The organism is Polaromonas sp. (assembly GCF_035638815.1).
Taxonomy (GTDB): Bacteria; Pseudomonadota; Gammaproteobacteria; order Burkholderiales; family Burkholderiaceae_C; genus Polaromonas.
Genome location: NZ_DASQZG010000031.1, coordinates 34,877 through 54,464 on the forward strand (window position 1 = coordinate 34,877; position 19,588 = coordinate 54,464).

At 60.4% G+C, this 19,588-nt stretch carries 15 protein-coding genes; 7 read left to right on the forward strand and 8 right to left on the reverse strand.

Annotated features, from left to right (window positions below):
* Positions 1–33 precede the first annotated feature (33 nt).
* Positions 34–2,127 carry an NADPH-dependent 2,4-dienoyl-CoA reductase gene (locus VE934_RS17785; RefSeq protein WP_324890030.1) on the reverse strand — a complete coding sequence of 698 codons (2,094 nt, stop codon included), beginning with the start codon at positions 2,125–2,127 and terminating at the stop codon, positions 34–36.
* A 286-nt stretch (positions 2,128–2,413) separates the two neighbouring features.
* On the opposite strand from VE934_RS17785, the gene VE934_RS17790 reads away from it, so the two are divergent.
* Both VE934_RS17790 and xth read left to right on the forward strand, forming a co-directional pair.
* Positions 2,414–2,635 (forward strand): hypothetical protein, encoded by a 222-nt coding sequence (locus tag VE934_RS17790; protein WP_324890032.1) that lies wholly within the window; start codon positions 2,414–2,416, stop codon positions 2,633–2,635.
* Between the two features lie 17 nt (positions 2,636–2,652).
* Positions 2,653–3,465, forward strand: coding sequence for an exodeoxyribonuclease III (xth, locus tag VE934_RS17795; RefSeq protein WP_324890034.1), 813 nt, complete (start codon positions 2,653–2,655; stop codon positions 3,463–3,465).
* 48 nt (positions 3,466–3,513) lie between these two features.
* Here the strand turns inward: xth and VE934_RS17800 are convergent, their stop codons facing one another.
* From VE934_RS17800 to VE934_RS17810, 3 genes are all read right to left on the reverse strand, one after another.
* Positions 3,514–4,161 (reverse strand): hypothetical protein, encoded by a 648-nt coding sequence (locus VE934_RS17800; RefSeq protein ID WP_324890037.1) that lies wholly within the window; start codon positions 4,159–4,161, stop codon positions 3,514–3,516.
* 81 nt (positions 4,162–4,242) lie between these two features.
* The gene (locus tag VE934_RS17805; RefSeq protein WP_324890039.1) at positions 4,243–7,881 is read right to left on the reverse strand and encodes a class I SAM-dependent DNA methyltransferase; all 3,639 of its coding nucleotides are present in this window, start codon (positions 7,879–7,881) and stop codon (positions 4,243–4,245) included.
* An 86-nt stretch (positions 7,882–7,967) separates the two neighbouring features.
* Entirely contained in the window at positions 7,968–9,020 is a 1,053-nt protein-coding gene (locus VE934_RS17810; RefSeq protein WP_324890041.1) for a quinone-dependent dihydroorotate dehydrogenase, read from the reverse strand.
* Between the two features lie 85 nt (positions 9,021–9,105).
* On the opposite strand from VE934_RS17810, the gene rpiA reads away from it, so the two are divergent.
* Positions 9,106–9,777: a ribose-5-phosphate isomerase RpiA gene (gene rpiA / locus VE934_RS17815; protein ID WP_324890043.1), complete on the forward strand. Its 672-nt coding sequence runs from the start codon at positions 9,106–9,108 to the stop codon at positions 9,775–9,777.
* Positions 9,778–9,797: 20 nt separating this feature from the next.
* On the opposite strand, the gene VE934_RS17820 is transcribed toward rpiA, so the two are convergent.
* The 3 genes from VE934_RS17820 to VE934_RS17830 form a co-directional block, all read right to left on the reverse strand.
* Positions 9,798–10,445 carry a glutaredoxin family protein gene (locus VE934_RS17820; RefSeq protein ID WP_324890045.1) on the reverse strand — a complete coding sequence of 216 codons (648 nt, stop codon included), beginning with the start codon at positions 10,443–10,445 and terminating at the stop codon, positions 9,798–9,800.
* Between the two features lie 28 nt (positions 10,446–10,473).
* A complete protein-coding gene (locus VE934_RS17825) occupies positions 10,474–12,555 on the reverse strand; it encodes a M3 family metallopeptidase (protein ID WP_324890047.1) in 2,082 nt (693 codons plus the stop codon).
* A 105-nt stretch (positions 12,556–12,660) separates the two neighbouring features.
* Positions 12,661–13,137 (reverse strand): YhbY family RNA-binding protein, encoded by a 477-nt coding sequence (locus VE934_RS17830; RefSeq protein WP_324890049.1) that lies wholly within the window; start codon positions 13,135–13,137, stop codon positions 12,661–12,663.
* Positions 13,138–13,169: 32 nt separating this feature from the next.
* On the opposite strand from VE934_RS17830, the gene VE934_RS17835 reads away from it, so the two are divergent.
* The 4 genes from VE934_RS17835 to glmM all read left to right on the forward strand — a co-directional run bounded on the left by VE934_RS17835 (position 13,170) and on the right by glmM (position 18,287).
* Complete coding sequence (locus VE934_RS17835; protein ID WP_324890051.1) at positions 13,170–13,865, forward strand: RlmE family RNA methyltransferase; 696 nt, start codon at positions 13,170–13,172, stop codon at positions 13,863–13,865.
* A gap of 124 nt (positions 13,866–13,989) precedes the next feature.
* The gene (gene ftsH / locus VE934_RS17840) at positions 13,990–15,909 is read left to right on the forward strand and encodes an ATP-dependent zinc metalloprotease FtsH (protein ID WP_324890053.1); all 1,920 of its coding nucleotides are present in this window, start codon (positions 13,990–13,992) and stop codon (positions 15,907–15,909) included.
* A gap of 91 nt (positions 15,910–16,000) precedes the next feature.
* On the forward strand, positions 16,001–16,861 hold the full coding sequence (gene folP, locus VE934_RS17845; RefSeq protein WP_324890055.1) for a dihydropteroate synthase: 861 nt from the start codon (positions 16,001–16,003) through the stop codon (positions 16,859–16,861).
* A 91-nt stretch (positions 16,862–16,952) separates the two neighbouring features.
* Positions 16,953–18,287, forward strand: coding sequence for a phosphoglucosamine mutase (glmM, locus tag VE934_RS17850; RefSeq protein ID WP_324890057.1), 1,335 nt, complete (start codon positions 16,953–16,955; stop codon positions 18,285–18,287).
* A gap of 86 nt (positions 18,288–18,373) precedes the next feature.
* On the opposite strand, the gene VE934_RS17855 is transcribed toward glmM, so the two are convergent.
* Positions 18,374–19,582: an MFS transporter gene (locus VE934_RS17855; RefSeq protein WP_324890059.1), complete on the reverse strand. Its 1,209-nt coding sequence runs from the start codon at positions 19,580–19,582 to the stop codon at positions 18,374–18,376.
* Positions 19,583–19,588: the final 6 nt, after the last annotated feature.

Genomic DNA, 19,588 nt, shown 5'->3' on the forward strand with positions numbered 1-19,588 from the left:
GCCCGTCAAACAAGGGCAGAAGGCCAATTCGGCTTAAATTCTGGCCGCCAGACGTGTCCCCTGATCAATGGCCCGCTTGGCGTCCAGCTCGGACGCTTCGTCGGCGCCGCCAATCAAATGTGTCTGCACACCTGCCGCGCGCAGCGGCTCCAGCAATTCGCGCAGAGGCTCCTGCCCGGCGCACAACACGACGTTGTCGACGGCCAGCACGGTGCCGTTCTGGCGCTTCTCGCCAAAGGTGATGAACAGGCCGAGGTCTGAGCCTTCGCCATTCATGGGGCCTATGCGTTCATAGTTCACACCCGAGAGCATCTCCACGTTTTTCATCTTCAGCGCGGCGCGGTGAATCCAGCCCGTGGTTTTGCCCAGGCTGTGCCCAAGCTTGCCGGGTTTGCGCTGCAGCAGCGTGACCTGGCGCGCAGGCGGGGTGCTCACGGGGCGCACAACGCCGCCGCGCACCTCACCCGGATCAGCCACGCCCCATTCGGCCAGCCACGCGGGCAGATCCAGCGCGGTGGAGTGCCCCGAGGGCGTGACCAGAAACTCGGCTAGGTCAAAACCAATGCCACCCGCGCCTATCAGCGCCACACGCTGACCCACGGGCTGACGGCCCAGCAAAACGTCGATGTAACTGAGCACCTTGGGATGCTCCTGCCCCGGGATGCGCGGATTGCGCGGCGTGACGCCCGTGGCCAGAATCACCTCGTCAAATTGTCCGCCGATGAGGTCAGCGGCCTTGATGCGCGTGTTCAGGTGCAAGGTAACGCCGGTGCGCGGGATGCGCTGGCCAAAGTACCGCAGGGTCTCCTCAAACTCTTCCTTGCCGGGCACACGTTTGGCCAGGTTGAACTGGCCGCCGATCTTGTCCGCAGAGTCATACAGATGCACCGTGTGGCCGCGTTCTGCCAGTGTGGTAGCGGCAGCCAGGCCGGCAGGGCCTGCGCCAATCACAGCCACGCGTTTTTTCGCAGAAGCGATTTTGATGACGAGATCGGTCTCATGCCCGGCACGCGGGTTGACCAGGCAACTGGCCAGCTTGGCCTTGAAGGCGTGGTCCAGGCAGGCCTGGTTGCAGGCGATGCAGGTGTTGATCTCTTTGCTGCGGCCCTGCGCAGCCTTGTTGACAAACTCCGGGTCGGCCAGAAAGGGCCGGGCCATGCTGACCATGTCGGCGCTGCCATCTGCCAGCACCTGTTCGGCCACTTCTGGCATGTTGAGCCGGTTGCTGGTGATCACCGGAATCATCACGCCGGCTGCGCGCAGCTCGGTGCGGAGTTTTTTAGTCACCCACGTAAACGCACCGCGCGGCACGGAGGTCGCAATGGTTGGCACGCGCGCCTCGTGCCATCCGATACCGCTGTTGATCAGGGTGGCGCCAGCGGCTTCCACCGCCTTGGCCAGCAGCACAACTTCTTCCCAGCTGCTGCCGTCCGGAATCAGGTCAATGATGGACAGGCGGTAGATGATGATGAAATCTGGCCCCACGGCCTCGCGCGTGCGCCGCACAATCTCGACCGCCAGGCGCATGCGGTTGGCGTAGCTGCCGCCCCAGTCGTCCGTGCGCTGGTTGGTGTGGGTGACCAGAAACTGGTTGATGAAATAGCCTTCGCTGCCCATGATCTCAACGCCGTCGTAACCCGCGTCGCGCGCCAGTTTGGCGCAGCGGATAAAGGCACGGATCTGCCGCTCAATGCCGCCAACACTCAGTTCGCGCGGGGTAAAAGGCGAAATCGGGCTCTGGATGCGAGAGGGCGCAACACACAGCGGGTGATAACCGTAGCGGCCGGTGTGCAAAATTTGCAGCGCGATCTTGCCGCCCTCAATGTGCACGGCATCGGTCACCTGCTTGTGGCGTCGCGCTGCCCCTGAGCTGGCCAGCATGCCGGCAAAAGGTTTGGTCCAGCCGGCGATGTTGGGCGCAAAGCCGCCCGTCACCATCAGCCCTACGCCGCCACGCGCGCGTTCAGCAAAATACGCCGCCATGGCCGGGAAGTGTTTGCGACCGTCCTCCAGCCCGGTGTGCATGCTGCCCATCAACACCCGGTTTTTAAGGGTGGTGAAACCCAGGTCCAGCGGGGCCAGCAGGTGAGGGTAAGGGGACGATTCGGGAGAAGATGTGTAGGCCACTGGCAGGTCCGAGAGTCAAAACTGCCTGCATGGTAGCTGCCAGATGCGGCGCCACGCGGTGCTCTAGGGGACAAGCTCTACCGGGGCCTCGGGCAAACCCTGAAACCGGGGCGCTATTAAAAGAATAGCAATTCTTGCCCGTCATTCCTGGGCGCACTGCGGATTTGTTCAAGAAACGGTGGCTGGAGCGGCACGTGGAGCCCTTGGGCAGGCCTTTGAGGCTTTGTCCGACAGCCCCGCTTTTGCGCCGCTGCTATGTTGGCCTTTTGCTTCACGAAAGCCAGCCATGACTCGCAACAGCAACAGCCCCACCCAGGCCAAAACCGGCGACGGCCCGACCGAACCCAACCGGTCCAGCCCGGTCCCGCATGAAGACGTGGAGAACACTGCCAGCACCCTGATTGAAGCGCCCGTGAAACCGGGTGCAGCACGTGGCCCCAAGCAGCATGATTTTCCCGATGGCGGCGGCAGCGGCGGTGCCGAAGCCTTCCGCGCTCGCAAGAATTAAGCGGCCTGACTCATCCCATGAAGCTGGCAACTTTTAACGTCAACGGGATCAAGACCAGGCTGCCGCAACTGCTGGCCTGGCTGGAAAAAGAAGCGCCCGATATCGTCTGTCTGCAGGAGCTCAAAGCCCTGGACGGAGCTTTTCCTCAGGCGGAGTTGCTCGCCGCCGGCTACTCGGCCATATGGAAGGGCCAGCGTTCATGGAATGGCGTGGCGATTCTGTCAAAAGGGGCGCCACCACTCGAAATCCGCCGCGAGTTGCCGGGCGACCCCTCGGATGAGCAGAGCCGGTACATAGAAGCGGCGGTGGACGGCATCATCGTGGCCGGTCTGTATTTGCCCAACGGTAATCCCCGGCCGGGACCGAAGTTTGATTACAAGCTGGATTGGTTCAAGCGGCTGCACGTACATGCACAAAGCCTGTTTGATTCGGGCCACCCGGTGGTGCTGGCGGGGGACTTCAATGTCATTCCGACCGACCTGGATGTCTACAACCCCAAATCATGGCAAAAGGATGCCTTGATACAGCCGGAGGTGCGTAGCGCTTATGAGGAGCTGCTGGCGCAGGGCTGGCTAGACAGCCTGCGGCACACACATCCCGAAGAGCGCATCTACACCTTCTGGGACTATTTTCGCCAGCACTGGCAGCGCAATGCCGGCCTGCGCATCGATCACATCCTGCTCAATGCCGAGCTCGCGCCAAGGCTGAAATCTGCGGGCGTGCACAGTTGGGTGCGAGGCGAAGAACACGCCAGCGATCATGCGCCGGTCTGGGTAGAGCTGGGGGCCGCGCGCAAGGCGCCGGTTCGCAAGAAACCCAAGGCGGCGTGAACAGCCATGCTGACCATTTGAAGCGCTGGCGTTTTCTTGGTAACCCATCTACAGGGAAGTCTCGGCTACCGGTGGTGCAGTGCCTTGGTCCGTAAGTAGAGTGAGACTTCTGCGCTTCGGCAATATCCAAAGCAGAAAATATGCACCTGTCATGAGCAGCGCTAGCCCGAATACCCATAGCCCGATGACTGTTTTGCTGATTAATAAATTGAGAAGCTCCTCCTCTTTAGTCGCGGGGGAGTGAAGAAGTCGATCAAATTCAAGATACCTTATGTAGCGAGAGACATCGTTCCTCATAGCGCCATACGCCAGCTTGTTGGCAACCTCATTCACGTGATCTTGTAGCTGTTCGGTCGATACTTGCTTGTATTCCACGATAGCTTTTTGACAGTACCAAACTTGAAGTTGTTGTTTCTCTTTCTTCGAGTCTGTGCATAACGTTATCGAATCCAGTGCTGCCTTGTATCGATGCTCTTTCGAAAGACTTTCAGTTTCTCGTGCTCGATTTTCTCCACTCTTCTTCGTTGCGTTGAGTAGGTGAGTTAAGTACAGGTATTGTGCAGTTAGCAAAAAAGCGCCCAAAAGAGAGAGCAAGATTAAGCGCTTTACAGCTGACGAAGATGCCCACACGAGGATGGAAGTGACTTTTTCTATGATGAAACGTGTTTCTTCGAAGGTGTTCTTGAAAGTTGCCAATTTGCTTAATCCTTATGACGCATGAACGTTAGCTGATTTGTGAACGGGCCGGTCGTTTGCCTGTGGCCAGCACTGAGACGGTCACCCGCGCCAGCCTTCTCCCTCGCGCCGGGCGCGGCCCAGGGCTTCCAGCGTTTCCAGAATCCGGGGCAGGCTTCGTTTCCACGGACCGCGGCCTTTGAAGCGGGCTTCTATGTCGGCAATGCTCAGCGCGCCTGGTTGGCCCGCCAGCACCTGGGCAAGGGCTCGTACCTGCTCGGGCAGAGCACTTGGCCAGGGCTGAGTACCGTCGTTTTTTGCGGTTTTGGACGCGGTTGGCTCGGATTCAAGTGCTATTTCAGCCTGTAGCCCTTTAACCACGGGCGCCAGTAGCTCCTGATTTGATAGCGATGTGCTTGCAGCCGGGTTTTGAAAGGCCGGGCGCAGCCAGCGGATGTGGCCGGCTTTTTCTTCCGCTGCGCGCCGGGCGTTCAGCGCGACCAGGCGCGTGAGCAGTTCGTCCTGACCCCCTTCGCTTTGACCCCGTTCGCCCTGAGCTTGTTGAAGGGCTTGCGCCAAATCATCCCACCCGTAGGCCTGCAGCACAGCGGCGTCCAGTTCGTCGTGCAGGTCTTTGAGCACGGCCACCAGACCTTGCGTGTGAATGGTTTTTTCCTTGGCTGTCAGCTCGCGCCCATTACGCAGCGCTTCCAGCACGTTGTACATGCCGGTCAGGGTCAGGCCTGTGTGCGTTGCTTGCTGGCGCTTGCGGTGGGCGTCGATTTGCTCGGCGAGCGAGGCGACGCGCTCGCGCAGTTCTGGCGTCAGGCCAGTGTCTTCGTCGGGGAAGGGGAAGGTTTCGAAGCAGCGGGATTTGACGTACACCGGATCATTTCCAACGCCAAGCCAACTGCCGGTCGCCAGCGACCACTCGACGTGAACACGACTGGACAAGACTCCCAGACTGAAGGAGTCGCCCAGCGCGATTGCAATGAGCTTGTTGTCGGGCAGGATGCTGGCGTCGAGAAACTGGAAGGTCCGGTGCTTAGCCGTCTCGACCGTGGCGATGTAGCGGGGTAGGCCAAGCAGTCCGGCGCGTAGCTCGGTGTTCTTTCGACCGAAAAGCCACCAATTTGTCCGGCGGTATTCTTCGCGGTTCAAATCCCGCTCAGGCTTAACGCGATCCCACACCCACTGGTAAATAGACGGGAAACGCTGCCTCACTTCATTGGCGCTCAGTCCAGCCAAATCAATCACCATGACGCCGCGCGGTTCCGCGGTTAGGTCGCGCCCGTTTCGATAGGCTCGAATGTGAAGTTCCACACCCGGTTGAGTGCCCAACCCCAACATTGCAGCTTCGTTGGGAGTGACAATGAAGCCGGCTCCATGAAGTTTTACGCCTGTATTTGAAATCTGCCCATTCGACTGCAACGGGTTTGCGGACGCCACGTGCGCGCCCACACTCAGATCGGCATGAATGACGCCGGAATACTCGGCCAGTTTGACGTTCACTTCACCGAATTCGCCAGTCTGTTCTTCCATGACGGTGAGCAGGCGGGAGGCGTAGGCGGCTTCGACAGGCTCAGCCCGAACGGGGGAGGGTAGCGGGGCGGTCACCGGGGAGGTGCGGGGGCCGCTTTCCCCGACAGTCATCGCGATTCGTACGGCCGCGCCGTTGGTGCTGTCCACCCACGGATGGTCGGGGATGGCGAAAACGAGTCTGATTGGCAGCGTCGCCTCGGTTGTTGTTTTCTTGATGGGCGGCGACATGTGCGCCTCCACCAACCGCCGGTTAAATGTCTGGCGAAGGCTGTTGGTGGTGATAAAGCCAAAGCGCCTGGCCTGGCCCGCACGCGTGGTGTGCGCTGCACGGCTCCACCAATACATCACAAAGTCCGCGCTTTCGGGCACCTCTGGCCAAGCGCCGCGCAGCGCCTGCACGTAGCCGTCGCCCAAGGCGGCGCGCATGGTGCTGGCGCCAATAAAGGGCGGGTTTCCGACGATGAAATCAGTTGTGGGCCATTCAGCCTGGCGTGGTTTGATGTACTTCCACTCCGGCACTTGCGCCGTTTCGTCGGGTACCTGTGCACCGGTGACAGGGTGCGCCTTGAAAGTCACGCCATCCCAGCGGCTGAGCAACTGTCCATCCGCGTCGTAGGCCAGGTCGGTGTCGTCCCAGGCCAGCACGGCGTCGCGGCACTCGATGTTGCCGTAGTCATGCACCACCGGTTCGGCCACGGCTTTGTTGTTGCGTGTGCGAATGTGCCACTGCAGGTAACCAATCCACAGCACCAGCTCGGCCAGCGCGGCGGCGCGCTCGTTCAGCTCAATGCCCAGCAGTTGCTGCGGGGTGACGGTTTCGCCTTCAAAGCCGAGCTTGTCCTGGTTTTCGCCCAGGTCGCTCAGCTGGTTCAGCACCTCGCCTTCCAGGCGCTTCAAATGCTCCAGCGTCACATACAAAAAATTGCCGCTGCCGCAGGCCGGGTCGAGCACGCGTGTGGTGCAAAGCTGGTGGTGAAATTTGCGCACCTCGGCTCTGGCTTCTTCCATCTTCTGCTCATGGGCCTTGCCTGACAGTTCGACGGCTTCCTTTGCAAGCACCAGCGCGGCGGCCTGGGCGTTGGCCCAGTCGGCGCGCAGGGGCTCGACCACGGTAGGGAGCACCAGGCGCTCTACATAGGCGCGCGGCGTGTAGTGCGCGCCCAGCGCGTGGCGCTCGGTGGGGTCAAGTGCGCGCTCCAGCAGGGTTCCAAAAATGGCTGGTTCAACTTCGCGCCAGTTGGCTTTGGCGGCGTTGATCAGGCGCTCAATCTGATCGGGATTGAGCAGCAGTGAATAGCCGGTGGAGCCGGACTCCTTGAATAATTTCCCATTGAATTTGAGGACCTGCGTGGCCAGTGCGGCTGAAAAGCCGCCACGGTCCATGTCGGCCCAGAGCACGCGCAACATTTGCTGCAAATTGGCCGGGTGCTCGCGGTGGGTTTGCAGCAGGTTCAAAAATCCACCTTTGCCATCAAACTTGGGCAGCAGCTCCACGTCTTCCGCAAACATCGAAAACAGGCAGCGCGTAAGGAACGCCGCCACATGGTCGGCGCGGTGGCCCGATTGTTCAAGTGACTTGGCCAGCTCGGCCAGTTGCGTGGCCACCTGGCGCGTGACGCGGGCACTGGCGCGCGTGGGGTTCAGGCTCTCAGGGTCGGTCCAGATGCTTTGGAGGCGCTGACGCACCGCTGGCTCAAGCAGGCTGCTCAGGGCAATGCGGTGGCTGCGCGGATCAGGAAAGGGCGTGTAGGTGGCGCCGCTGCGGGTGAACTCGGCATACAGCTCAATGACGTTGCCAACATCCACCACCAGCAGGAAAGGCGGGCGGCCTTCTTCTGATGGCAAGGCGCGGGCGTAGCTTTCGGCCTGGGAGCGGGCGAGCAGCAAGGCGTCGTCAAACCCTTTGGTGTGCGAGGCCGCCCTGAGCTTTTTGGCCTCCAGCACAAAGTGGCCGCGGCGGTAGCAGTCAATGCGGCCCGCGCTGCTGGTGCCGTCGCCGTGGCGGAAGGTGATGGGCCGCTCAAACATGTAGTTTTGTTCGGGCGTGGCGTGTGGCACATCAACACCGAGCAAGTCACACAGTTCGCGCACAAAGCTTTGCGCTGTGGACAGTTCGCTGGCGGTGACGCCCTGCCAGCGTTCTACAAAAGCGGCGGCTTGAACAGTAGCGTCGGTGGCAGTGCGGTCAGCTTCGTGCATCGCATGGATGATAGCGGGTGGGCTTTGATTGGCTGGAAACGCGTTTGCTATCAAATAAATAGCTTCTTGCGCCCGTATTTATTGGGCTAATGACTCTTTTTGATCGCAAGTGCGGCCTGCGGCACCAAATCCGGCCCCTGATAGATAAGCCCGGTGTAGATCTGCACCAGGTCTGCACCAGCCTTGATTTTGGAGACCGCATCCTCGCCGCTCATGATGCCGCCCACACCAATGATGGGAAAGCCCTTGCCCAAAGCCGCACGCAACTGGCTGATCACCCGGTTGCTGGCTTGCAAGACAGGGGCGCCGCTCAGGCCACCCGCTTCATCAGCGTGGGGCTGGCCCTGAACCGCTTCACGGCTGAGGGTGGTGTTGGTGGCAACCACACCGTCCATGCCGTGGCGTTTAAGGGTGGCGGCAATCACCTCTACCTGCGCCTCGTCCAGATCGGGGGCTATTTTTACAAAGAGGGGAACGCGTTTGCCGTGCTGGGCAACCAGCGTTTCGCGGCGCTCGGCGATGCGGCCCAGAAGAGCATCCAGCGCGTCGTCGCTTTGCAGCGCGCGCAGATTTTTGGTGTTGGGGCTGGAAATATTGACCGTGACGTAATCAGCATGTGGATAGACACCGTCCAGGCAGATCAGGTAGTCATCGACCGCGTTTTCGATCGGCGTTGCGGCGTTTTTTCCGATGTTCAGACCGAGCAGCAGGGGGTTTTTGACCTGCTGGCGGCGAAACTTGGAGGTCTGGACGTTGGTGAGGAAGGCATCGAGGCCGTCATTGTTGAAGCCAAGTCGGTTAATGAGGGCCTTTGATTGGGGCAGCCGGAACATGCGCGGTTTGGGGTTGCCCGGCTGTGCCTTGGGGGTCACTGTGCCGACTTCCACGAAGCCAAAACCCATGGCAGCCAGGCCATCGATGCAGCGCGCGTTTTTGTCCAGCCCTGCGGCAAGGCCTACCCGGTTAGCAAAGGTCAGGCCTGCAATCTCAACCGGGTCGTCCACCCGGCCCGAGCAATACACCAGCGACAGCGGCGTGCGCTGGCTCCCTGCCAGCGCCGCCATGGTCACTTCGTGAGCGGTTTCTGCATCAAGACCAAATAAAAAAGGGCGGGCGAGGGCGTAGGGGAGCAGGGACATTGGATAATTTGGGTTGTTCTGTGCGACGTCTCATTGTCGCAAACCTCCATTCATAGCCCTCCGCTTCCTTACCCACCGGACCATCATGACCCAAGACGAACTTAAAACACTGGTCGGCCAGGCCGCTTTGCATTACGTGGAGCCAGGCAGCGTCGTCGGCGTGGGCACCGGTTCAACCGTCAACAAATTTATTGATGCACTTGCCGCCATCAAACACACGATCAAGGGCGCGGTGTCCAGCTCGGTCGCATCGACCGAACGCCTGAAGGCGCTGGGCATTGAGGTGTTTGAAGCGGGGGACGTGCAAGAGCTCGCGGTGTACATCGATGGCGCCGACGAGATTGATCACGCGGGGCATATGGTCAAGGGCGGCGGCGCGGCCCTCACCCGCGAAAAAATTGTGGCCGCCCAATCACGCAAATTTGTCTGCATTGCGGACGAGAGCAAATTGGTGGAAGCGCTGGGGCAGTTTCCCTTGCCTGTGGAAGTCGTCCCCATGGCCACCCAGCGGCTGATCCGGCAGTTTGCCGCCATGGGTGGCCTGGCCACCATACGCCTGAAGGATGGGCAGCCGCTGATCACCGACAACGGTCAGCACATTCTGGATGTGACCGGCTTGAGAATCACCGACCCTCTGGCTTTTGAAAACCAGGTCAGCCAGTGGCCCGGCGTGGTAACGGTCGGCGTGTTTGCCGTGCAAAAAGCCAACGTGTGCCTGCTGGGCACTGCCAGCGGCGTGAAGACGCTGACTTTCTAAAAAACGGTTTTAGAAGCGCTTTAGAACCGAATCCCGGCTGGGTTCTGGGCGGCAGGGGCGGGGGCCGCTGGTGCCGCAGCCGCAGGGCGCGCCGCCGGGCGTTCAGCCGGTGCAGGCTGGGCCGCGACGGCAACCAGCGGTGTTGCAGGCTCGCGGCGGTAGTTGGGTGGCAGGGCCGAAGTTTTGGGATAACCCGCCGCATCCAGAAATTGCGTCCACTCGGAATCGGAAAAACCTTTGAGCTGCTGGCCGCCAATCGTCAGAAACGGAAGCGAGCTGTCTCCGCTCAGACGTTGCAGGGCCTGAATGTCATCGTTGGAACTGACTGTTTTTTCCGAAAAGGGAATGCCGCGCGCAGCGAGCAGGGAACGGGCTGAGCCGCAGGGGACACAATTTTCACCGGTGTACAGGGTGACAGGGTATTGACCCACGACTTTGCGCAGTTCAAACGGCAAAGAAGCATTCGACGCAGCTCTTGCCGACTCCGACGAACCGGCAGTGACTTTGGCATTGGATGCGGCCGGTGGCGGTTGATCGGAGAAGGTTATTTTTCCGTCGGGACCGACGATACGGTAGACCTGCTGCGCATGGCTGGCAGTTGAGAGCATGCTGGCCGCCAGCACAAGGCCAGCGGGCAGTGTCAAAAATTTCAGCGTGGTCGAAGTCATGTGTTTCTCCAGTCTCAATCTCAAACGTTCAAGCCATGCCCTGGTGGCGCAGCAATGCATCAATCGAAGGCTCGCGGCCCCTGAAGGCTTTGAACGATTCCATGGCCGGTCGGCTCCCGCCAGCCTCCAGAATAGCCTCGCGGTATTTTCTGCCTGTTTCTACTGCAACGGTGCTGGTCCCGGTTTCGTTACTGGTAGTTATACCGGTGCCGTGTGAAGCACGTGTGAAGGCGCTTTCCTCGAAGGCGGCATAGGCGTCCGCTGACAGCACCTCGGCCCACTTGTAGCTGTAATAGCCCGCTGCATAGCCGCCAGAAAAAATGTGACTGAATGTATGTGCGGTCCGGCTGTAGGGCGGCGGGGTCACCACTGCAAACTGTTTACGCACCTCCCCCAGCAGAGCCATCACGTCGTCGCCTGGCCGGTATTGCGTGTGCAGCAGGATGTCGAAGAGCGAAAACTCGATCTGGCGCAGGGTCTGCATGCCGCTCTGGAAGTTTTTGGCAGCCAGCATCTTGTCAAACAGGGCGCGCGGCAGGGGCTCACCCGTGTCCACATGAGAGGTCATGTGTTTGAGTACATCCCACTCCCAGCAAAAGTTTTCCATGAACTGGCTGGGCAGCTCTACCGCGTCCCACTCCACGCCGCTGATGCCGGACACATCGCGCTCGTTGACCTGGGTCAGCATGTGGTGCAAACCGTGGCCAAACTCATGGAACAAAGTCGTCACGTCGTCGTGCGTCAACAGGGCTGGCTTGCCGCCTACGCCGTCAGCAAAGTTGCACACCAGATGGGCAATCGGCGTCTGCAGCTTGCCCGTATCCGGACGCAGCCAGCGGGCGCGAACATCGTCCATCCAGGCTCCGCCGCGTTTGCCGGTGCGGGCTGGTTGGTCCAGGTAGAACTGCCCGACAAGTTCGTTGTTTCGTTCAATGCGGAAAAACTCCACGCCTGGCTTCCACACCGGCGCGGTGTCGGGGCGTATGGCCACTTCAAACAGGGTTTCAACAATCTTGAACAGGCCGGCCAGCACCTTGGGCGCGGTGAAATACTGTTTGACTTCCTGCTCGCTGAAGGCGTAACGAGCTTCCTTTAACTTTTCACTGACGTAGGCATAGTCCCAGGGCTGCAGGTCTTTCAGGCCCAACTGGCTGGCTGCAAATTCGCGCAGGTCGGCCACATCCTTGACGCCGTAAGGTCTGGCGCGCTGGCCCAGGTCGCGCAGAAAGCTGATCACCTGCTCGGGCGAGTCGGCCATCTTGGCGACCACCGACACCTCGCCAAAATTTCGGTAGCCCAGCAACTGTGCCTCTTCCAGCCGCAGGGCAAGGATTTCCTGCATCACGGCGCTGTTGTCAAACCGGCTGAACTCTGGGGGCGACTGGTCGCTGGCGCGCGTGCTGTACGCCCGGTACAGGGTTTCGCGCAGGGCAGAGCTGTCTGCAAACTGCATCACCGGGAGGTAGCTCGGCATTTTCAGCGTGAGTTTGTAGCCTTCTTTGGTTTCTGCCTCGGCCAGTGCGCGTGCGGTTTCAATCACGTCGGCGGGTACGCCGGCCAGTTCATCAAAGGTGGCGTAGTACGTCCAGGCGTCGGTCGCATCAAGCGCGTTTTCGCTGAACTTCTGGCTCAGTTCTGCCTGACGCTCCTGAATGGCTGCGAATCGTTCTTTGGCGGCGCCCTGCAGCTCGGCGCCAGACAGTACGAAGTTGCGCACGGCGTTTTTATGCGCCTGACGCTGCTCGGCATTCAGCGTGGACACATCAATGGCCTTGTATTTGGCATACAGCCGCTCGTCGGCGCCCAGGCGTGTCCAGAATTCGGTGACCCGCGGCAGGGCCGCGTTGTAGGCTGCGCGCAGCTCGGGTGTGTCCGCCACGCCGTTCAGGTGGCTGACGGAGCCCCAGGCCCGGCTCAGTTTCTCCGTTGCCACATCCAGCACGCCGGCAATGGCGACCCAACTCGATGGAAAGGAAGCCTCTGTCACTTGTGTCAGCGCGGCTTCGGCCCGCGCAAGCAACTCATCAACAGCTGGCCCCACATGGTCCGGCGTGATGCGGTCAAAGAGAGGCAGGTCGGAAAAATCGAGGAGAGGGTTGGCTTGGGTCATGGCACGCAGTTGTGGGCGAAGATGGTGAATCTAAAGGCCGAATCTATTTCGGTGCAAAAATTTCCTGCACCTGCGGGGCCATGGCGGCCCCCCGGTGTAAAGCCCTCAGTCCTGCGCCCTTTTCTTGACGCTTTGAAGGCGCGGTTTCTTGGCCCGCTTGACGGTGCCGCCCGGCGTCAGTCGCTGGTTGCCCAGCACGCGCAGGGTTTTGACTTCAGGGCGCTGGCCGTAGCGGGAGCTGTTTTTCAGCACTTTCACGTCGCGGGGGCCGGGCATGCGGTCTTCGTTGATTTTCTTTTCCTTGTCGGGCTTTGGCCGCCAGAAAACCAGCAACTTGCCGATGTGCTGGATGGGTGCAGCGTTCAGTTCGTCCGCCAGCGCCTGGAACATCGCCTCGCGGCCAGTGCGGTCGTCCGACTGCACGCGCACCTTGATGAGTCCGTGCGCCTTCAGGGCAGCGTCTATTTCTTTTTTGACCGCATCGGTCAGACCGTCTGAACCGACCATGACAACGGCGTCCAGATGGTGCGCCTCGGCCCGGTGGTCTTTGCGCTGGGAGGGGGTAAGTAGTATTTGAGCCATGTACCGATTATCGGTGAGAGGACAATACGGCCATGAAAGTAAAAACCCAAAGCAAAAAGGTCAACAAGGCGTGGCTGAACGACCACGTGAACGATACCTATGTAAAGCTGGCCAAAAAAGAGGGTTTTCGCGCCAGGGCTGCCTACAAGCTCAAGGAAATTGACGACTCGTTTGGATTGATACGCCCCGGCGATTGCGTGGTGGACCTGGGCAGTGTGCCCGGCGCCTGGAGCCAGTACGTGCGCCGCAAGTTGTCCCCATCGGGCGCGGCTGCCGGTGCCCTGAACGGGCGCATTGTGGCCCTGGACATCTTGCCCATGGAGCCGGTGGAGGGGGTCGCCTTCATTCTGGGTGACTTCCGGGAGCCGGACGTGCTACAAGTTCTGGAGCAGACTTTGGCGTCAGACAAGGGTTTCACCAAGGTTGATGTGGTGATTTCTGACATGGCGCCGAATCTCTCGGGCATTGACTCGGCCGACGCGGCCCGCATTGCCCACCTGGTGGAGCTGGCGGTTGAGTTTTCGGTCAACCACCTCAAGGCCGACGGCGCCCTGGTGGTCAAACTTTTTCACGGGGGCGCTTACAGCCCGCTGGTCAAGCTGTTCAAGGAGACCTTCAAGGTGGTCAAGCCGTTCAAGCCAAAAGCTTCACGGCCAAACTCGTCCGAAACCTTTTTGATCGGCAGAGGTCTGAAAGTGCAGGGCGCCAAACCGGTTGAAGTCGCCTGAAACGGGTAAAAATACCTCAATCCCCGGCAAACCAAGGGATGTCCCTTTCGGCAAATGAGGTTCCGGCGCTTGAAACGCCTAAAATCAGGCCCATGTGCCTTTTGTTCCCCTAACGGAGTCATCCTTGAACAATCAGTGGTTTTCCAAAATTGCAATCTGGCTTGTTATAGGCATGGTGCTCTTCACCGTGTTCAAGCAATTTGATACGCGCGGCGCCGCTGGTAGCAGCTACCTTGGATACTCCGAGTTTCTTGACGAGGTCAAGAGCAAGCGAATCAAGTCCGCAACCATCGCCGAAGGTCAGGGAGGCACGGAAATCGTTGCCACCACCACCGACGACCGGAAAATTCGCACCACAGCGACTTATCTGGACCGCGGCCTCGTTGGCGACCTGATCGCCAACGATGTGAAGTTTGACGTCAAACCGCGCGAAGAAGGCTCGCTGCTGATGACCCTGTTGGTCAGCTGGGGCCCGATGCTGTTGCTGATCGGCGTGTGGATCTACTTCATGCGGCAGATGCAGGGCGGCGGCAAGGGCGGGGCTTTCAGCTTCGGCAAGTCCAAGGCGAGACTGCTCGATGAATCCACCAATCCCGTGACCTTTGCCGACGTGGCCGGTTGCGACGAAGCCAAGGAAGAGGTCAAGGAAGTCGTCGACTTCCTGAAAGATCCCAGCAAGTTCCAGAAGCTGGGCGGGCGCATTCCGCGCGGCCTGCTGCTGGTCGGCCCTCCGGGCACCGGCAAGACACTCCTGGCAAAAAGCATAGCCGGCGAAGCCAAGGTACCGTTTTTCTCGATCTCCGGTTCTGACTTTGTAGAGATGTTTGTGGGCGTGGGTGCATCCCGTGTGCGTGACATGTTTGACAACGCCAAGAAAAACGCGCCCTGCATTATCTTTATTGACGAGATTGACGCCGTAGGCCGTCAGCGTGGCGCAGGCCTGGGCGGTGGCAATGACGAGCGCGAGCAGACGCTGAACCAGATGCTGGTCGAGATGGATGGTTTTGAAACCAACGTCGGCGTGATCGTGGTGGCTGCCACCAACCGCCCGGACATCCTCGATGCTGCCTTGCTGCGCCCCGGCCGATTTGACCGCCAGGTTTACGTGACGCTGCCCGATATTCGCGGCCGCGAGCAGATTCTCAATGTGCACATGCGCAAGGTTCCATTGGGCCAGGACGTCAGCCCGATGGTGATTGCCCGCGGCACGCCAGGCATGTCCGGCGCCGACCTGGCCAACCTTTGCAACGAAGCTGCCCTGATGGCCGCGCGCCGCAATGCTCGCACGGTCGAGATGCAGGACTTTGAAAAAGCCAAGGACAAAATCCTCATGGGCCCCGAGCGCAAGAGCATGGTCATGCCCGAAGAAGAGCGCCGCAACACGGCCTATCACGAGTCCGGCCACGCGCTGCTTGGCAAGATGCTTCCCAAGTGCGACCCGGTGCACAAGGTCACCATCATTCCACGTGGCCGCGCCCTCGGTGTGACCATGAGCCTGCCGGCCCAAGACCGCTACAGCTATGACCGCGAGTACATGCTGAGTCAGATCAGCATGTTGTTTGGTGGCCGGATCGCTGAAGAAGTCTTTATGAACCAGATGACCACTGGCGCCAGCAACGACTTTGAGCGTGCGACAGCTCTGGCCCGTGACATGGTCACGCGTTACGGCATGACCGATGCGCTGGGCCCCATGGTGTATGCCGAGAACGAAGGCGAAGTGTTTTTGGGCCGTTCGGTCACCAAGACCAACAACGTGAGCGAGTCCACCATGCAGAAGGTCGACACCGAGGTGCGCCGCATCATCGACCAGCAATATGGCGTGGCGCGCAAGTTGATTGAGGACAATCAGGACAAGATTCACGCCATGGCCAAGGCGCTGCTTGAGTGGGAAACCATTGATGGCGATCAGCTCGACGACATCATCGCCGGCAAGGAGCCACGTCCTCCCAAGGACTGGACGCCGCGTAATTCGTCAGTCGGTGGCGGCGGCTCCAGCGGTGGGACACCCGCCGTCAACACTGACCCGGCGCCAAACGTCGCTTGAAGAATCAGGGAATCTGACACAAAACAACCGGGGCCTGTCCCCGGTTTTTTATGAGCAACCCGATTCCGGCATCCTTTTCAGGAGCATTTGATTGATCTGGCAAACCTCCCGCTTTTCCATCGACCTGAACCAGCCCCGTGTCATGGGTATCGTCAACGTCACACCGGACTCGTTTTCCGATGGAGGCAGGTACTTCTCTGTCGGCGGCGGCCAGCAGGCGGCACTGGAGCATAGTGAACAGATGCTGAAAGACGGGGCCGACATACTGGATATTGGGGGCGAATCATCACGCCCCGGTGCCTTGCCGCTGCCGCTGGACGAAGAGCTGGCTCGCGTGCTGCCCGTGGTGCGCCACGCGGTCACCCTTGGTGTGCCGGTATCAGTCGATACCTACAAACCGGAGGTCATGCAGGCCGCACTGGACCTGGGCGCGGACATCATCAACGACATCTGGGCCTTGCGTCAGCCCGGTGCCGCAGAGCTGGTTGCCGCGCACCCCAACTGCGGCGTCTGCCTGATGCATATGCACCGCGAGCCGCAGACAATGCAGGCTGCACCCATGGAGGGCGACGTGGTGCCGCAGGTGCTGGCTTTCCTGCAGCAAATCGCCAGGGGCTTGCAGGGGCAGGGGGTTGCCGCCAGCCGCATCGTTCTGGACCCCGGAGTTGGTTTCGGAAAAACCGTGGCTCAAAACTTTACATTGCTGGCGCGTCAGCGTGAATTGCTTGCGGCGGGCTATCCCTTGCTCGCCGGATGGTCGCGAAAATCATCACTGGCAGCAGTTTGTGCTACCTCGCTGGCAAGTGTTGCGCAGCTTGATGTGGTGGACCGCATGGTGCCCAGCGTCACGGCTGCCGTGATGGCCGTAGATCGCGGCGCCCGTGTGGTCCGCGTGCACGATGTACGTCAGACGGTCCAGGCTCTTAAAGTGTGGTCTGCTGCGATGGCGTGATCGCCTACAAGGCTTGCCCTTGGCGAGCCTTAGAATTCCCCGGACACAAAAATCAGCCTTTCCACAGGCATGCCAGACGAGGGAATAAAACATGACACGACAATATTTTGGTACCGACGGCATTCGCGGCACCGTGGGCCAGGCGCCTATCACCCCTGATTTCATACTGCGTCTGGCGCATGCCGTTGGCCGCGTACTCAAGAGAACAGAATCCCGCCCCACCGTGGTGATCGGCAAGGACACCCGCATCTCGGGTTACATGCTGGAAAGCGCGCTGGAGTCCGGTTTTAACTCAGCCGGAGTTGACGTTGTGCTGTTAGGTCCCTTGCCAACACCAGGCGTTGCCTACCTCACACGCACCCAGCGTGCCAGCCTTGGTGTGGTCATCAGCGCGAGCCACAACCCGTTCGCCGATAACGGAATCAAGTTCTTCAGCTCACAGGGCACCAAGCTGTCTGATGCGTGGGAGAAGGAAGTTGAAGCTACGCTGGACGAGCCGCCGATGTGGGCCGACTCGCCCAACCTTGGGCGAACGCGCCGGCTTGAAGATGCAGCGGGCCGATACATTGAATTTTGCAAAAGCACCTACGCCAACGATCTGACGCTCAAGGGAATGAAAATTGTGGTCGATGCCGCGCACGGCGCGGCCTATCACATTGCGCCTGAAGTTTTCCACGAGCTGGGTGCAGATGTGATCTGCATCGGCTGCAAACCCGATGGTCTGAATATCAACCACGAGGTGGGTGCCACCCATCCTGAGGCGCTTATCAAGGCGGTAAAAGACTACGACGCGGACTATGGCGTGGCCCTGGATGGTGATGCTGACCGCCTGCAGCTGGTGGATGCGCAAGGACGTCTGTTCAATGGCGATGAAGTGCTGTATCTGATGGTGGCCGAGCGGCTGGAGCGCGGTGAGAAAGTCCCCGGTGCGGTTGGCACCCTGATGACCAACATGGCCGTGGAAGTTGCCTTGAAAGCCCGCGGTGTTGAATTTGTACGCGCCAAGGTCGGCGACCGTTATGTGCTGGAAGAGCTTGAGAAAAATGGCTGGCTGCTGGGCGGCGAAGGCTCGGGCCACTTGCTGGCGCTGGATAAACACACCACGGGCGATGGCCTGATCAGCGCTCTGCAGGTGCTTCAAGCCTGCGTACGCAGCAAGAAGACTTTGTCGCAATTGTTGGCAGATGTCACGCTGTTTCCCCAAACCCTCATCAATGTGCGCTTGCAACCCGGACAGGACTGGACGAGCAACACCTTGTTGACGTCCGAGACGAAAGCGGTTGAGCAAGAGCTTGGCAACGAGGGACGCGTCTTGATCCGCGCCAGCGGCACCGAGCCGCTGCTCCGGGTGATGGTGGAAGCACGTGTGGCCGCGCAGGCGCAGGCAACCGCCGAGCGACTGGCTACGGCGGTAAGAACGGGCTGATCCGGAACGGACAGCGCTGACGAATGCGTAACCCCGTTTGCCGAACACCGCTCCGACGATCGGAGCGGGCCGTTTATCACATCTACTCAAGCGTGTTGGCGGGCTGATTCCATCCGCAGCAGCATCAGCGCGGCAAAGCCCAAGGCACCCAACCCTGCTGAAAACCACAAGGCGTCTGCACCAAACCGGTCAATAGCCAGGCCAAATAACCATGGCGCCAAAGCCTGCGCAAAACGGGCTGGCACCATCAGTAATCCCTGCCGCTGGCCGTAGTTGGCGCTGCCAAAAAGCGCCAGCGGCAAGGTGCCTTTGGCAATCGTCAGCACACCGTTGCCAGCACCATGCAGGACGGTGAAGGCCGCACCCGCCGGCACACCCAGAAAGAGGAACAGCACCGCACCGAGCGTGTGCATGCCGCCCGCAATCCTGGCCGACACAAGCGGATGGATATTGCGCAGGAAGCCAAACTCCAGCAAGCGCCCGCCCACTTGCGCCGGACCAACCAGCCCCGCAAACACCAGCGCGGCAGCCAGCGGCACGCCATGGGCCTGCAGCAAGCGCGGTAAATGTGCCGCCATGGCCGTGCTGATGAACCAGGTGATGGCAAACACAAATGCGAGCAGGCTCGCAGTACGCAGGGCGTTGTGAGGTGACACCTGCGGTTCTGCGCTGGTGGGGGTCTTCGCCGACGAAAGCGCGTCGACTTCGGGGACTGAAGATGCCGCAGCAACTGGCGAGCCCGGAAGCGTCCAGTTCAAGGGCAATGCTACGACCAGATGCAGACCAGCCCAGACCAGGCAAGCCGCACGCCAGCCCCATTGCAGCTCCAGCCATGCAGACAAGGGCCAGCCCACAGTACTTGCAAAGCCAGCGAGCAAGGTGATGCCCGTGATCGCATTGCGTGCGTCCTTTCCATACAGATGAACCAGCGCAGCGAAAGCCGACTCATACAGTCCTCCGGCCATCGCCACGCCCAGAATGGCCCAACCCAAAAACAGGCCGGTTGGCCCGCGCGCTGTGGCGAGCACCGCCAGACCCAGCGCAAAAATAAAACTGGAGGCAGTGAGCACAGGCCTGCCACCATACAGATCGATGGCTTTGCCCGCGATGGGGCCCAGCAAGGCGCACACTACCAGGGCCAGCGAGAACGCCAGAAACACCGTAGGGGTGCTGACGCCGAGGTCGCGCGCCATCGATGTTGCCAGCATGGCAGGCAGGTAGTAGCTTGACGCCCAGGCCAGGGTTTGGGCAAGGCCCAGGCGAATTACGATGCCGCTGCGGCGGCTGTAGCTCATGCGTGC

What these genes read in the sequence shown, in the direction of transcription:
- glmM (WP_324890057.1), top strand. Translation starts at nt 16,953, where the DNA reads ATGACACGACAATATTTTGGTACCGACGGCATTCGCGGCACCGTGGGC.
- VE934_RS17820 (WP_324890045.1), bottom strand. Translation starts at nt 10,445, where the DNA reads ATGACTTCGACCACGCTGAAATTTTTGACACTGCCCGCTGGCCTTGTG.
- VE934_RS17825 (WP_324890047.1), bottom strand. Translation starts at nt 12,555, where the DNA reads ATGACCCAAGCCAACCCTCTCCTCGATTTTTCCGACCTGCCTCTCTTT.
- xth (WP_324890034.1), top strand. Translation starts at nt 2,653, where the DNA reads ATGAAGCTGGCAACTTTTAACGTCAACGGGATCAAGACCAGGCTGCCG.
- VE934_RS17830 (WP_324890049.1), bottom strand. Translation starts at nt 13,137, where the DNA reads ATGGCTCAAATACTACTTACCCCCTCCCAGCGCAAAGACCACCGGGCC.
- VE934_RS17835 (WP_324890051.1), top strand. Translation starts at nt 13,170, where the DNA reads ATGAAAGTAAAAACCCAAAGCAAAAAGGTCAACAAGGCGTGGCTGAAC.
- VE934_RS17855 (WP_324890059.1), bottom strand. Translation starts at nt 19,582, where the DNA reads ATGAGCTACAGCCGCCGCAGCGGCATCGTAATTCGCCTGGGCCTTGCC.
- rpiA (WP_324890043.1), top strand. Translation starts at nt 9,106, where the DNA reads ATGACCCAAGACGAACTTAAAACACTGGTCGGCCAGGCCGCTTTGCAT.
- VE934_RS17805 (WP_324890039.1), bottom strand. Translation starts at nt 7,881, where the DNA reads ATGCACGAAGCTGACCGCACTGCCACCGACGCTACTGTTCAAGCCGCC.
- VE934_RS17790 (WP_324890032.1), top strand. Translation starts at nt 2,414, where the DNA reads ATGACTCGCAACAGCAACAGCCCCACCCAGGCCAAAACCGGCGACGGC.
- VE934_RS17810 (WP_324890041.1), bottom strand. Translation starts at nt 9,020, where the DNA reads ATGTCCCTGCTCCCCTACGCCCTCGCCCGCCCTTTTTTATTTGGTCTT.